This window comes from Ochrobactrum sp. PL_is501 (genome assembly GCF_055816895.1).
Genome location: NZ_JBVPGR010000040.1, coordinates 439521 through 454130, shown reverse-complemented (window position 1 = coordinate 454130; position 14610 = coordinate 439521). Strand labels below are relative to the sequence as shown.

At 60.4% G+C, this 14610-nt stretch carries 11 protein-coding genes; 5 read left to right on the top strand and 6 right to left on the bottom strand.

Annotated elements, in window-relative coordinates; translation table 11 throughout:
• Nucleotides 1–62 precede the first annotated feature (62 nt).
• On the top strand, nucleotides 63–3113 hold the full coding sequence (locus AC0TOF_RS21645; RefSeq protein ID WP_473769752.1) for an aminotransferase class III-fold pyridoxal phosphate-dependent enzyme: 3051 nt from the start codon (nucleotides 63–65) through the stop codon (nucleotides 3111–3113).
• 91 nt (nucleotides 3114–3204) lie between these two features.
• Nucleotides 3205–4224 carry an amino acid ABC transporter substrate-binding protein gene (locus AC0TOF_RS21640; RefSeq protein WP_122001400.1) on the top strand — a complete coding sequence of 340 codons (1020 nt, stop codon included), beginning with the start codon at nucleotides 3205–3207 and terminating at the stop codon, nucleotides 4222–4224.
• 49 nt (nucleotides 4225–4273) lie between these two features.
• On the opposite strand, the gene AC0TOF_RS21635 is transcribed toward AC0TOF_RS21640, so the two are convergent.
• The gene (locus tag AC0TOF_RS21635; protein WP_473769751.1) at nucleotides 4274–5959 is read right to left on the bottom strand and encodes a thiamine pyrophosphate-binding protein; all 1686 of its coding nucleotides are present in this window, start codon (nucleotides 5957–5959) and stop codon (nucleotides 4274–4276) included.
• 229 nt (nucleotides 5960–6188) lie between these two features.
• Between AC0TOF_RS21635 and AC0TOF_RS21630 the strand changes: the two genes are divergently transcribed.
• From AC0TOF_RS21630 to AC0TOF_RS21620, 3 genes are read left to right on the top strand one after another with little or no spacing between them, the layout of a single operon-like run.
• Entirely contained in the window at nucleotides 6189–6995 is an 807-nt protein-coding gene (locus AC0TOF_RS21630; protein WP_473769750.1) for a DUF72 domain-containing protein, read from the top strand.
• Nucleotides 6996–7040: 45 nt separating this feature from the next.
• A complete protein-coding gene (locus AC0TOF_RS21625) occupies nucleotides 7041–8603 on the top strand; it encodes a D-aminopeptidase (protein ID WP_473769749.1) in 1563 nt (520 codons plus the stop codon).
• Nucleotides 8600–9022, top strand: coding sequence for an OsmC family protein (locus tag AC0TOF_RS21620; RefSeq protein ID WP_122001396.1), 423 nt, complete (start codon nucleotides 8600–8602; stop codon nucleotides 9020–9022). The genes AC0TOF_RS21625 and AC0TOF_RS21620 overlap by 4 nt, the downstream gene beginning before the upstream one ends.
• Nucleotides 9023–9025: 3 nt before the next feature.
• Here the strand turns inward: AC0TOF_RS21620 and AC0TOF_RS21615 are convergent, their stop codons facing one another.
• From AC0TOF_RS21615 to ytfQ, 5 genes are all read right to left on the bottom strand, one after another.
• Nucleotides 9026–9751 (bottom strand): FadR/GntR family transcriptional regulator, encoded by a 726-nt coding sequence (locus tag AC0TOF_RS21615; protein ID WP_122001395.1) that lies wholly within the window; start codon nucleotides 9749–9751, stop codon nucleotides 9026–9028.
• 1 nt (nucleotide 9752) lies between these two features.
• Nucleotides 9753–10739: a galactofuranose ABC transporter, permease protein YjfF gene (gene yjfF, locus AC0TOF_RS21610; protein ID WP_473769748.1), complete on the bottom strand. Its 987-nt coding sequence runs from the start codon at nucleotides 10737–10739 to the stop codon at nucleotides 9753–9755.
• A complete protein-coding gene (locus AC0TOF_RS21605; protein ID WP_473769747.1) occupies nucleotides 10736–11779 on the bottom strand; it encodes an ABC transporter permease in 1044 nt (347 codons plus the stop codon). Before AC0TOF_RS21605 ends, yjfF begins: the two co-directional genes overlap by 4 nt.
• Nucleotides 11776–13299, bottom strand: a complete 1524-nt coding sequence (locus AC0TOF_RS21600) for a sugar ABC transporter ATP-binding protein (RefSeq protein ID WP_473769746.1) — start codon at nucleotides 13297–13299, stop codon at nucleotides 11776–11778. The genes AC0TOF_RS21605 and AC0TOF_RS21600 overlap by 4 nt, the downstream gene beginning before the upstream one ends.
• Before the next feature lie 82 nt (nucleotides 13300–13381).
• The gene (gene ytfQ / locus AC0TOF_RS21595) at nucleotides 13382–14341 is read right to left on the bottom strand and encodes a galactofuranose ABC transporter, galactofuranose-binding protein YtfQ (RefSeq protein WP_122001391.1); all 960 of its coding nucleotides are present in this window, start codon (nucleotides 14339–14341) and stop codon (nucleotides 13382–13384) included.
• Between the last annotated feature and the right edge of the window lie 269 nt (nucleotides 14342–14610).

Here is a 14610-nt window from a genome sequence, read left to right as displayed (position 1 = left end):
TCGACGTGCCAAGCTTTCATCTTGAGACGTCCCATTTGCATTCAACCCGTGAAGCGCTTCCTATGACCGATCTTTCGCATCCCGCCCCCGATTTTTCTGCGCACGAGGCCGAAGTTCTGGCCCGGCTTCATTTCGGGGTGACGGCCAGCGCCTCGCCGCTGGACAGCGAGCGTGACCGCAATTTCCGCCTGAAAACGGGCAACGGGTCGGCGGACTGGATCTTGAAAATCGTCAATGCCAGCGAGCCGCGGGTCGAAAGCGAGTTCCAGACCGCGCTGCTGCAACATCTGGCCAAGGCCGATCCGGCGCTGGCCGTGCCGCGCCTGAAATCAAGCCTGTCGGGCGAGGTGCTGGCTTCTGTCGATAAGGATGGGGGCAAGCCGCATGCGCTGCGGGTGGCAAGCTGGCTTCCCGGCACGCCGCTGGCCGAGGTAAAGCGCACCAAAGCGCTTATGAGAAATCTGGGCGCTGCGCTGGGCGAGCTTGACCGTGCCCTGCAAGGCTTCATCCATCCAGGTGCGCTGCGCGATTTCGACTGGGACCTGCGTCATGCCGGTCGTGCCCGCAACCGGCTGCATTTTATCGACAAGGCGGAAGATCGCGCCGTCGTGGAGCGTTTCCTTGCCCGTTTCGAGCGCGATGTGGCGCCGAAACTGCCGCTTCTGCGCGCGCAGGTGATCCACAATGACGCCAATGACTGGAACGTGCTGGTCGACCCTCAGGATAATGAACGCATTGCCGGGATGATCGATTTCGGCGATTCCGTCCATACGGTGCTGATCGCCGAGGTCGCGATTGCCTGTGCCTATTCCATCCTGGATATGGACGACCCGATTGGCGCAGCCGCAGCCCTTGCCGCCGGGTTCCATGCGAAATATCCGCTCCTGCCGCAGGAAATCGACCTTCTGTTCGACCTGATCGCGATGCGTCTTGTGACAAGCGTCACGCTGTCGGCTTCGCGCCGCGAAAAGACCGATGACAACCCTTATCTGGCGATCAGCGAAGCGCCTGCGTGGCGGCTTCTGCACAAGCTGGACGCCATGAACCCGCGCTTTGCCACCGCGATCCTGCGGAAAGCCTGCGGTTTCGATGCGGTGGAGGGAGCCGGTGCGGTGCGCCGCTGGATCGCAGCGAACAGCAAGGCTTTCGCGCCTGTGGTGCGCCCGCATCCCGCCACGATGACCAAGGCGCTGGTGCCTTATGGCGATCCGGCTCATGTGATGACGGTCGATTCCGCCGGACAGCGCCCGAAGGAGGCAACCGCCTGGTGGGACGATTTCTGCGCCCGCAACCATATCGAACTCGGCATCGGCCCATGGGGCGAAAGGCGCACCGTTTATACCGACGAAGCGTTCCGTTCGCGCTTTGTCGAAGGCGAGCGGCGTGTCCATCATCTGGGGCTTGATCTGTTTATGCCTGCAGGCACGCCTGTCTACACGCCGCTTGCAGCCATTGTGAAAAGCGTCGAGATCGAGACCGCGCCGCTCGGCTATGGCGGGTTGATCGCGCTGGAACATCAGCCGGAAGGTTGCCCACCCTTCATCACGCTCTGGGGCCATATGGCGCATGAAGCGATGTCACGGCTGAAACCCGGCCAGACGCTCGCCGCTGGCGAACTGGTCGGCTATATGGGCGACATGCATGAGAATGGCGGCTGGACGCCGCATCTCCATTTCCAGATTTCGACCGATACCGGACTGACGGCGGCGGAAATTCTGGGCGTCGGCGAAAATGCCTATCTCGATGTCTGGGCCGATATTTTCCCGGATGCGGCAGCCCTTGCCGATATTCCGGCGGAAGCCTTTCATCAGAGCGGGCGCACCCGCGCCGAGATCGTCAGCGCCCGCAAGGATATATTGCTGCCGAACCTCTCCATTTCCTATTCCGAGCCGATCAAGTTTGTGCGCGGCGAGGGCGCATGGCTGATCGACAATCGGGGACGCGCCTATCTCGACTGCTTCAACAATGTCTGCCATCTCGGTCACGCCCATCCGCAAGTGGTGGAGGCAATTGCCAAGCAGGCGGCGATCCTCAACACCAATACGCGCTATCTGCATGACAATATCGTTTCCTATGCCGAGCGCCTGACGGCGACCTTGCCGGAAGGCTTGACGGTGGCCTCGTTTGCCTGCTCGGGCAGCGAGGCGAACAGCCTGGCGCTGCGCATGGCGCGCGCGCATTCGGGCCAGCGCGATGCGCTGGTGCTGGACTGGGCCTATCACGGCACGACGCAGGAGCTGATCGATCTCAGCCCCTACAAATACAAGCGCAAAGGCGGCAAGGGACGCCCGGACCATGTGTTCGAGGCGACCATCCCCGACAGCTATCGTGCGCCGGAAGACTGGCCGCTTGCAGAGCATGGCAAGCGCTTTGCCGAAAGCATTGCCGAACAGATTGAGGCCATCAAAAGCCTTGGACGCGGCCCTGCCTATTTCATCGCCGAGTCGATCCCGAGCGTTGCCGGTCAGGTCTTCCTGCCGGAAGGCTATCTGCAGGAAGTCTACAGGATGGTGCGGGCGGCTGGCGGCGTTTGCATCGCGGATGAGGTGCAGGTCGGTTTCGGCCGGGTCGGCAGCCATTGGTGGGCGTTTGAAATGCAGGACGTGGTGCCGGATATCGTCACCATGGGCAAGCCGATCGGCAACGGCCATCCCATGTCGGCGGTTGTCACCACCCGCGAAGTGGCCGACAGCTTCAACAACGGCATGGAATATTTCAACACATTCGGCGGCAATCCGGTTTCCTGCGCGGCGGGTCTGGCAGTGCTGGATGTGATCGAGCGCAACGATCTGCGCCGCAATGCGCTGGAGATCGGCACTTATCTCCTCGACGGTTTCCGTTCGATGCAGAAGCGCTTCGATATTATCGGCGATGTGCGCGGGCAGGGGCTGTTCCTCGGTATCGAACTGGTGACGGATCGCAAGACCAAGGAACCGGCGACGGCGCTGGCCAAGAAGATCAATGATGGCGCGCGCGAACGCGGCATCCTGATGGGGACCGAAGGTCCGTTCGACAATGTGCTGAAAATGCGCCCGCCGATGATCTTCAGCCGCGCCAATGCGGATCATCTCTTAAGCGTTCTGGAGGATAGCTTCGCGGCTGCGCTGAAGTAGTTCGTCGTCGGATAACTGAACAAACAACAAGCCCGGCGGCATGGCGCCGGGCAATGGATCGGCTTGTGCCGAAACTCTGGGAGGAGGAACAATGAAAAAGATAGTTTTGGGTTCGTTGCTGGCGGCTGGCTTTGCCCTGTCCGCTCAAACCGGAGCGCAGGCGGATACGCTTTCGACCGTGAAGGAACGCGGCAAGATCAATTGCGGCGTCAGCCAGGGCGTGGCGGGCTTTTCGTCGCCGGACGATCAGGGCAAATGGACCGGCTTCGACATTGATTTCTGTCGGGCGGTTTCGGCTGCGGTCTTCGGCGATCCCGACAAGGTGAGCTTCATTCCGCTTTCGACCAAGGAGCGTTTTACCGCACTGCAATCCGGCACGGTTGACCTGCTTTCGCGCCAGACCACCTGGACGCTTTCACGCGATGCGGGCATGGGCATTCTTTTTGTCGGCACGGCCTATTATGACGGTCAGGGTTTCATGATCCGCAAGGATCTGGGCGTCGACAGCGCCTTGAAGCTTGACGGCGCATCTGTCTGTACCGAACAGGGCACCACCACCGAACAGAACGCCGCCGATTATTTCAGCGCCAACAACATCAAATATGAGCCGGTGGTGATCGATTCCGCCGACGGTATTCTCAAGGCGTTCGAAACGGGTCGCTGCGATGTTTACACGACCGATGCTTCCGCGCTCTACGCGCAGCGCCTCAAGCTTGCTGAGCCGGACGCCTTTACCGTCTTGCCGGAAGTGATATCCAAGGAGCCGCTTGGACCTGCCGTCCGTCAGGGCGACGACAAATGGTTCAACATCGTCCGCTGGACCCTGTTTGCAATGCTTGAGGCAGAGGAACTGGGCGTTACGCAAGCCTCGGCTGAGGCGGACCTCAATTCCAAGAAGCCCGACGTGCGCCGTTTCCTTGGCTCGGAAGGCGATAGCGGCCAGCAGCTCGGCCTTGAGCCGAAATGGGCCTATAATGTCGTTTCCAAGATCGGTAATTACGGTGAAATGTTCGAGCGTACCGTCGGCAAGGACAGCCTGCTCAAGATCGACCGAGGCCTCAATGCGCTGTGGAACAAGGGCGGGCTGATGTATGCGCCGCCTGTAAAATAGAGCCGGACCAATGATGAAAGAGCCCCGGAAAACCGGGGCTCTTTTGTTTTTACTTCTGTTTGGCGAGACCCTGCTCGCGCATCTGGCTGAGGCTCATCTTTGGAGAAAGCGCCTCGGGATCGATGCGGATTTCGATGAGGCCCGGCTTGCCGGATTTTTCACAAGCCTCAAAGGCTGGCGCGAAGTCAGCGGTCTTTTCGACCACTTCGCCATGCAGGCCATAGGCGCGCGCCAATGCCGCGAAGTCAGGATTGGCAAGGCCGGTGCCCGAAACGCGGCCCGGATAGGTACGTTCCTGATGCATGCGGATCGTGCCGTACATGCCGTTGTTCACGACGATGAAAATGGCATTGGCGCCATATTGCGCCGCCGTTGCCAGTTCCTGTCCGTTCATGAGGAAACAGCCGTCGCCTGCAAAGGCAACGACGGTGCGTTCCGGTGCGGTGAGCTTGGCCGCGACCGCTGCCGGCACGCCATAGCCCATCGAGCCGTTGGTGGGCGCAAGCTGGCTGCGATAGGTGCGGTACTGGTAGAAGCGATGCGGCCAGGCGGAATAATTGCCCGCGCCATTGGTGATGATAGCATCGGCTGGCAGATGCGCGCGCAGCCATTCCATCACTTCGCCCATCTGCACATCGCCGGGGATGACCGGCGATTTGATATTGTCGCGGTAATCGGCATTGGCGCTGTCGGTCCATGCCTTCCAGCGCGGATCGGCAACCAGCGCAAGCTTTGCCGCTGCCGCACAGAAGGCAGGCATCGAGGCATTGACCGGAACGTCCGCATGATAGACGCGGCCAAGTTCTTCGGCGCCCGGATGGATATGCACGAGCTTCTGCTGAGGTACTGGAATGGAGACCAGTTCGTAGCCCTGCGTCGTCATTTCGCCGAGGCGAGCGCCGATGACGATCAGCAGGTCGGCATCGCGCACACGCTGTGCCAGCTTCGGGCTGATCGAGGTTCCCATTTCGCCCGCATAGAGCGGGTGGGTGTTGTCGAACATGTCCTGGCAGCGGAAGGAAGCCGCGACCGGCAGATGCATGTTCTCGGCAAATTTCCGCAGATCGCTGACAGCTTGTGCATTCCAGCCGCCACCGCCGACGATGACCAGTGGGCGCTCGGCCTTTGCAAGCAGCGCCTGCATGTCCTGCAACTGGTCCGCGCCCGGATGCATCTGCACCTGCTTGTAAGCCGGTGCGTCGCTGACGGCGGCATGGGAGGTCAGCATGTCTTCCGGGAGCGCGATCACCACCGGGCCGGGACGCCCGTTGACGGCGCGATGGAAAGCCTGGCTGACGAGTTCCGGTATGCGGGCGGCATCGTCGATCTGCACGACCCATTTGGCCATCTGGCCGAACATGCGGCGATAGTCGATTTCCTGAAACGCCTCGCGCTCGACCTGATCGCTGGCTACCTGACCGATGAAGAGCAGCATCGGCGTGGAATCCTGAAAGGCCGTGTGCACGCCAACCGAGGCATTGGTCGCGCCGGGGCCACGTGTGACGAAGCAGATGCCGGGCTTGCCGGTCAGCTTGCCATAGGCTTCCGCCATATAGGCCGCGCCGCCCTCCTGCCGGCACACGACCAGATCGATCGCGTCGCTGGCATCATGAAAGGCGTCAAGTGCCGCGAGATAGCTCTCGCCGGGCACGCAGAAGACCCGGTCAGTGCCATGGATACGCAGCGCATCCACCAAAATCTGGCCTCCGGTACGGGCATTGGGTTTGCTCGTCATTCTATGCATTTCCTCAATCTTGGAGCCTGTTCCAAAAGTCGCCATGTCGGCGTGCTGCCTTTTGATTCAAGCTCTCACCAAACTGGCTTGGTTGGGACGGTTCTTTTGCCGCCCCTTTTTCCTCCCAGCCAACCGTGGCTGATATGAACATAGCCAGCGGTGCGAATACAGATTAAACATCATGACCAAACAGTATGAACTCATGATGCACCGGTATGGAGGAAAGGCGATGGCCAAGGAAAAGACGGGCAAGATCCGCATCGGCATTGGCGGCTGGGCCTATGAACCGTGGGACGAGAGCTTCTACCCCGAAAAACTGCCGAAGAAGCGCCAGCTTGAATATGCGTCGAGCAAGCTCACATCCATCGAGATCAACAGCACCTATTACGGTCCGCAGAAGCCAACGACCTTCGCCAAATGGCATGACGAGACGCCGGACGGCTTCGTGTTTTCGCTGAAGGCGCCGCGTTTTTCCACCAATCGCCGCGTGCTGGCTGAAGCAGGCGAGAGCATCGAGCGGTTCATGACCGGCGGCATGATGGAGCTGAAAGACAAGCTCGGCGTGGTCAACTGGCAGTTCATGGGGACAAAGAAGTTCGACCCGGTTGATTTCGAGGCGTTCTTGAAGCTTCTGCCCAAGCGCGTCGACGGGCGCGATGTGCGCCACGCGGTGGAAGTGCGCCACGACAGTTTCAACTCGCCGGAGTTCATCGCGCTCTTGCGCGAATATGGGGTTGCGGTGGTGATCGCGGGCGACAGCGACTTTCCGCAATTTGCCGATATGACCGCGCCCTTCGCCTATTTCCGCATCATGGGGACGAAGGAAAGCCAACCGGGCGGCTACAGCAAGGATGAACTGGATCAATGGGCGGCGCGGGCTGAGGCGATTGCCGCCGGAGAGCTTGCCGAAGGGTTGAAAACCGTTACGCCGCCCGTTGCCGATTACATTGGCCGCGATGTCTATCTCTATGTCATCAGCGGCTATAAGGCGCATAATCCGCATGCGGCCATGGCCTTGATCGAACGGACAAAATGATGCCTCGTGGCGGCTCCTGATTTCATCTGAGTCGCCTGAGCCATCATGTCAAAATTCGATCTTTCCGCGCTTGAAGCCTTCGTTCGCACCATTCCGCAGCATTATAAGGGACCGGGCGGTGCGGTCGCGGTGGTGAAGGATGGCAAGGTCGTACTGCGCCACGCCTGGGGCTTTGCCGATCTTGGCGCGCGCAAGGCAATGACGCCAGAGACGCGCATGCCGATCTGTTCGGTCAGCAAGCAGTTTACCTGCGCCGTGCTTCTCGACAGCGTTGGCGAGCCGGAAGTTCTTGACGATGCGCTTGCCGCCTATCTCGACAAGTTTGCGGAAAAGCGGCCAAGCGTGCGCGACCTGTGCAACAACCAGTCGGGCCTGCGCGATTACTGGGCGCTGAGCGTTCTGTGCGGGGCCGAGCCGGAAGGCGTCTTTCTGCCGGAGCAGGCGCAAAGCCTGCTGCGCCGCCTGAAGACCACGCATTTCGCGCCGGGCACGCATTATTCCTATTGCAACGGCAATTTCCGCATTCTGGCTGATTTGATCGAAAGCCATACAGGCCGATCGCTGATCGAGCTGCTGTCGGAGCGCATTTTCAAGCCTGCGGGCATGAAGACCGCAGAGCTTATCCCCGATACGGCGCTGTTTGACGAATGCACCGGCTATGAAGGCGACACGGTGCGCGGGTTCCTGCCTGCCGTCAATCGCATCCACTGGATGGGCGATGCAGGTATTTGCGCATCTCTCGACGACATGATCGCCTGGGAGCAGTTCATCGACGCGACCCGCGATGACGAAAACGGGATTTATCGCCGCCTGAGCGGCCCGCAGACATTCAGCGACGGTAACGCGGCTCCTTATGGCCTCGGCCTCAAATTCGAGGAAGCGGGCGGCAGACGGCTCACCGGCCATGGCGGTGCGCTGCGCGGCTGGCGCTGCCAGCGTTGGCATAGCGCCGACGAACGCCTTTCGACCATCGCCATGTTCAATTTTGAGGGCGGCGCATCGGATGTCGCCTTCAAGCTGATGAATATCGCGCTTGGCGTTTCCACGACCGAACCGGCTCGGGTCGAAGCCGATGCCGCATGGTTCGGCTCATGGCTAGACCATGAAACCGGCCTCGTGCTGAGCCTCGAAGATGCCGGGCGCGGACGCATGAAGGCGCGTTTCGGCACCGGGCCGGAAATCATGGACGTGGTGAGCGAGAACGAAGCGCGGTCTTCGATGACCACGATCCGTCGCGACGGCGACACGATCCAGCTTGCGCGCGAGGATGAAAATCTGAGCCTGACGATGCAGCGCCTGAAAGGTGCAGCACAGCAGGACATTGCAGGGCGCTACCGCAGCGACGAACTGGAGGCCGATCTTCTGATCGTCAATCAGGGTGGTGCGTTCTATGGCGCTTTTGAAGGATTTCTCGGCAAGAGCGATATGTATCCGCTCTATGAAGCTGGGCCGGATGTGTGGCTTTTGCCGGTGCAGCGCTCGATGGATGCACCGTCACCCGGCGAATGGAAACTTGCCTTCCATCGCGACGCAAAAGGCGGGATAACAGGCATGACCGTCGGCTGCTGGCTGGCGCGGCATGTGGACTACAGGAGAATTCAGGAATGAGCGAACTGAAAGTCAGAACCCGCGAGACGGGCGCCGTCGCAGAAATGCCGCATGGGAAGCTGCCCGTCATCACCACGCCGACAGGCGGCGTGGTCGAGATCGTCACCAGCGTCAGCCAGGCCGGGTTCAATCCGCTCGACCTTATCTATTCGTCGGTTGCGGCCTGCATGGCGTTGAGCGCTCGTATAGCCGCCGGCAAGCTCGATCTGAAGGAAAAGCTGACGGATGTTCGGGTGGAGGTGAGGGGCGACAAGGCGCATGAAGGACCGTCGCGTATCGAGCGGTTCAACGTCACCTTTCATTTCGATGGTGACCTGACCGACGATGAAAAGCATCGTCTCGCCGAAATGGCCGAGGAAATCTGCACCGTCAGCAACACGCTGCGCGGCGATCCTCAATTCACACTGGCTGTGTCGTAGCAGTCAGATCACGTCCCGAATACGCTCGACGCCAAGCTGGATGACACTTTCCATGGTCAGCCGCGCTTTCTGTGGATCGCGCGATGCAATGGCGTGGGCAATGCGCAGGTGATTGGCCGCGCATTCGGCAATGCCTTCCCGCGATGCTGCCGGGGAGGAAAGCTGGAACGAGATTGCCAGCGCCGCCTCGATCAAGCCGCTGACCGAGCGCATGAACGGGTTGCCGGACATGCGGGCAATGGCAAGATGAAATTCCAGATCGACCTTGGCGATGGATTCCGGCGTGTGGTCGGGATTGTCGAATTTGGCCGCGAGCGCATAAAGCTCCACGATCTCGTCGCTGGAGGCGCGTTCTGCCGCCGCCGCCGCTGCTGCCGGTTCCAGCGCCATGCGCATTTCCGCCAGATGGTCGACGAAGACTTCATCGAAGCCCGCCTCGAAGCGCCAGGTCAGCACATCGGGATCGAAGAAATTCCAGCTGGCATGGCCCAGAACACGGGTGCCGACCTTGGCCTTGGGTTCGATCAGGCGCTTGGCGGCAAGCGTCTTCATCGCCTCGCGCAGAACGGTGCGTGACACGCCAAAGCGCAGCGACAATTCATGATCGCCCGGCAGGATAGAACCTTCGGGAATGGTGCCCGCGACGATACCGCGGCCCAGTTCCCCCACGACAACAGCGTGGCTGTTATGGCGCTTGCGTCCGGTTATGGCCGTTTCCAGCAATCCCAATTCAGGCCTCCTCCAAGCGTTGCCGCGCGTGTTTTATATTGGAAAACCACAAGAGTCCTCGTTGCAGGGCAATGAACAGAAACAGCAATATACCGATTGCAATTTTCGTCCACCATGAAGACAGCGTTCCGTCGAAAACAATGTAGGTCTGGATCAGCCCCTGTATGAGAATGCCGACGAATGTGCCTGCCACAAGGCCCGCGCCGCCCGTCAAAAGCGTTCCGCCGATTACCACCGAAGCGATGGCGTCCAGCTCCACCCCCACCGTCGCCAGCGAATAGCCGGACGAGGTGTAAAGCGTATAGACGATCCCGGCGAGACCGGAAAGCACGCCTGACATCGTATAGATGCCGATTGTGGTGCGAGCAATCGGAACGCCCATCAGTTCCGCCGATTGCTGGTTGCCGCCAAGCGCATAGATATTGGCGCCGAACCGCGTGCGATGGGCGATGATGCCGCCGATGATGAAGACCGCGAGCATCAGCATGGCGATGAATGTCAGCCTGCCGCCGCCCGGAAGCCGGAAATAAAGCCCCTGCAACGTATCGAGAAACGGATGGGCTATAGGCACGGATTGGGTCGAGATGAGAAAGGCCGCGCCGCGGGCCAGAAACATGCCGGCAAGCGTGGCCACGAAGGGCGGAATCTGCAAGAAATGGATCATCACGCCCATCCAAGCCCCGAACAATGCCGCTATCACCAAAATGAGCGCGAAAGCCACAAGCGGATGCACGCCGAGCTGTCCGACCAGCACGGCGACGAAGACGCTGGTGAAGGCGATGACCGAGCCGACCGACAGGTCAATGCCGCCGGAAAGGATCACGAATGTCATGCCGACGGCGGCGATGCCCAGAAAGGCATTGTCGGTCAGAAGATTGCCGATCACCCGCGTCGACAGCATGTTGGGAAACTGGATAATGCAGATCGCATAGGCGAACAGGAAGATCGCCACGGTTGTCAGGAAAGGCAGATTGCGAAGCGCTCTCATTGCTGGGCTCCCTGCTGGCTTTGGCGGACCGGCTTGGCTCCGTCGCCCTTGCGCTCGGAGCGCAGGAAGGCGATCAGCTGGACAATGGCCGGAGACTGGAAGGTGAGTACGATTACGATAATGATCGCCTTGATGATGAGGTTGAACTCCGGGGGAAAGCCCGCCATCAGAATGCCGGTATTGATCGCCTGGATGATGAGCGCGCCGAGCAGCGAGGCCATGATCGAGAACCGGCCGCCATTGAGCGAGGTGCCGCCGATGACGACTGCCAGAATGGCGTCGAGTTCGAGCCATAGCCCGGCATTGTTGGCATCCGCGCCGCGAATATCCGCCGCCGCGATCAGCCCGGCCAGTGCCGCGCCGACACCGGAAACGGCATAGACGCTGAACAGCAGGAAGCGGGCCTTGACGCCTGCCAGCATCGCTGCGCGACGGTTGATGCCGGTTGCTTCAATCAGGAAACCGAGCGCGCTTGTGCGCACTGCAAGACCGACGGCAAGACCCGCCAGAATCCAGATCAGAACCGGAACGGGCACGCCAAGAAAGGAGCCGGAACCAAGGGCTGCAAAGGAATCGTTGTTGAAGGTGAGGATTGCGCCTTCGGTGATAAGCTGTGCGATGCCGCGCCCTGCCACCATGAGGATAAGCGTCGCGATGATGGGCTGGATATCGAAAACGGCGACCAGAAAGCCGTTCCACAAGCCGCACAGCAGCCCGACGCCGAGCGCTGCCGGAATGACGATTGCAAGCGGATAGCCCGCCACGATGAGCGACGCGGCAAAAGCGCCGCTGATCGCCATCACCGCGCCGACCGACAGATCGATGCCGCGCGTTGCGATCACCAGCGTCATGCCGACGGCCAGAATGGCAACGGGGGCGGCGCGCACCAGAATATCGATGAGGCTGCCATAGAGCCGCCCGTTCTGGAAGGAAATGTCGAGAAAGCCGGGCGCGATGATGGTGTTCGCCGCCAGAATGAGCACGAGGGCAGCGAGCTGGGGCGCCAGTCTTTTGAGTTTTCTGGTGATGCGGGCAATCATGCTGCCGCTTCCTTTTCGCTTCCGGTCTCTGCGATTGCGCGCACGATATTGTCGGCTGTGATTTCCTCGCCTTTCAGTTCCGCGACATGGCGGCGGTCCGAGAGAACGACGACACGGTTGGCGACGGCGGCAAGCTCCTCGAATTCCGACGAGATGATGACGAGCGACATGCCTTCGGCGCAAAGCTCGCCGATCAGCTTGAGGATTTCGGCATGGGCGCCGATATCGATGCCGCGCGTCGGCTCATCGAGGATCAGGAGGCGCGGATCGGTGGCAAGCCAGCGGGCCAAGATAGCCTTCTGCTGGTTGCCGCCGGACAGAAACTTGATCGGCTTGTCGGGATCGGGCGGGCGGATATCAAGCGCCTTGATATAGCGCTGGGCAAGCGCCGTCCTCTCGCGTGATGAGATCGGTCTCGACCAGCCGCGCTTTGCCTGGACGGCAAGCGCGATGTTTTCGGCAACCGAAAAATCGCCGATGATGCCATCGGTCTTGCGCTCTTCGGGGCAAAAGGCGAAGCGCTCGGCAATCGCCGCAACGGGTGTGGGCAGCCGGGTTTCCTTTCCGTCGACGGCAAGAGTTCCGCTGTCAGCCTGATCGACCCCGAACAGCAGGAGCGCGGTTTCCGTGCGGCCCGAACCGAGAAGACCGGCAATGCCCACGGCTTCGCCAGGCTTGATCGAGAGATCGAAGGGCGCGACGCTGCCCTTTTTGCCGAAACCGGAAAAGCGGATCGGCGCGACCGTGTCGTCGCTGACTTCTTCAGTCAACTGGCGGCGCACGGTTTCCTGCAACTGATGGCCGAGCATCATGGAAATCAGGTCGGTTCGCGGCAGGTCCGACAGGTTGCGGCTGCCGACCAGCCGCCCGTTGCGCAGCACGGTGGCGCAATCGGCAATGGCGTAGACCTGATCGAGAAAATGGGTGATGACGACAATGCCGAGGTCATCAGCCTTCAATTGCCGCAGCACGCCGAACAGCATGTCGACCTCACGCGCGTCGAGACTGGCGGTAGGCTCATCAAGCACCAGCACCTTGCCGGAAAGATCGACGGCGCGGGCAATGGCGATGATCTGGCGGATGGCCACCGAGTAGGCGGACAGGGGCGCGCCGACATCAATGGCGAGGCCGTAGCGCGAAAGGAGTTTCGCCGCATCCTTTTCCATCCGGCCACGATCGACCAGCCCGAAGCGCTTCGGCTGGCGGCCGAGAAACAGGTTTTCCGCAACCGTCAGGTTTTCGAGAAGATTGACTTCCTGATAGACCGTGCCGATGCCGAGCGCCTGCGCTTCCGCGACGGATGCGGGCGCAATCGGCTGGCCCTCAAGCAGGATCGAACCGTCGAAGCCGTGATAGGCGCCAGTCAATATCTTGATGAGCGTGGATTTGCCCGCGCCGTTTTCGCCGAGCAGCGCGTGAATTTCCCCACGGTTGAGCGTGAAATCGACATGATCGAGCGCGGTCACGCCCAGAAAGGATTTCGTGATCGAGCGGGCTTCAAGAAGCGGTGTTGCAGCCATGGCATTCTTCCGTTTGCACGTTGCAAATGGGATATTTGGGCAAATGGGATATCCGGGCCGAGAACGGCCCGGATGACGCGGATCAGTAGCCGAGGCCCTTCTTGGCTTCGTAGACGGCTTTGGGATCGTCAGCCTGCGTATAGAGCTTCGATTCCGTCTGGATCCATTTCGGGGGAACGGTGCCCTTTTCCTTGAAGGCTTCAATGGCGTCGAAGGCCGGGCCTGCCATGTTCGGCGTCAGTTCGACCGACGCATTGGCTTCGCCATTGGCCATGGCCTGGAAGATATCCGGCACGGAGTCGATCGACACGATCTTGATCTCGGTACCAGGCTTCAGCCCGGCTTCCTTGATGGCCTGAATGGCGCCGACGGCCATGTCGTCATTATGGGCATAGACGGCGCAGATATTCTTGCCGCCGCCTTCGGCCTTGATGAAGCTTTCCATGACTTCCTTGCCCTTGGTGCGGGTGAAGTCACCGGTCTGCGAACGGGTGATCTTGATGTTGTCGTGGCCCTTGATTGCGTCCTCGAAACCCTTCTTGCGGTTGATGGCGGGCGAGGAGCCGGTGGTGCCCTGAAGCTCGACCACGTTGCACGGCTTGTCGCCCACATCCTTCACCAGCCAGTCCCCGGCGACCTTGCCTTCATGCACCTGATCGGAGGTGACGGCGGTGAGGTAAAGGTCTTCCGGGGAATCGATCTGGCGGTCGAGCAGGACGACCGGAATTTCCGCTTCCTTGGCTTCCTTCAAGACGGCGTCCCAGCCGGTGGAGACGACCGGCGCGATCAGGATTGCATCAACCCCTTGGGCGATGAAGCCGCGAACGGCCTTGATCTGGTTTTCCTGCTTCTGCTGGGCGTCGGCGAATTTCAGCGTATAGCCGCGCTTTTCGGCTTCCTGCTTGGTCAGGGCCGTTTCTGCGGCGCGCCAGCCCGATTCCGAACCGATCTGCGAAAAGCCGACCGTCAGTGATGCGGCGGATGCGCTCGAAATCAGGGCAAGCGATAGTGCGGCCGTCAGGGCCGCCAGACTGCGTTTCATGATCGTTCCTCCCAATAAAAGGCCCTCCCGGCCTTCGTATTTATGAAGCATATAATATTACTTTATGGCAAGCGCCTTTCGATATTTCCCAATAAAATGCCGGTGCGACAAACGGGCAATATCTAAATTTATGAATATAAAACAAAGGCTTGCCGTAGGGCTGGTCGAGTCGTTTTTCTGAACCTTGCATGTGGGGGCGTCTGCTTGCTTGACAAAGCAGGTCTCAGCAAAATAGTCATATTAATAACGCGAACCGTGAATAGGCGCCT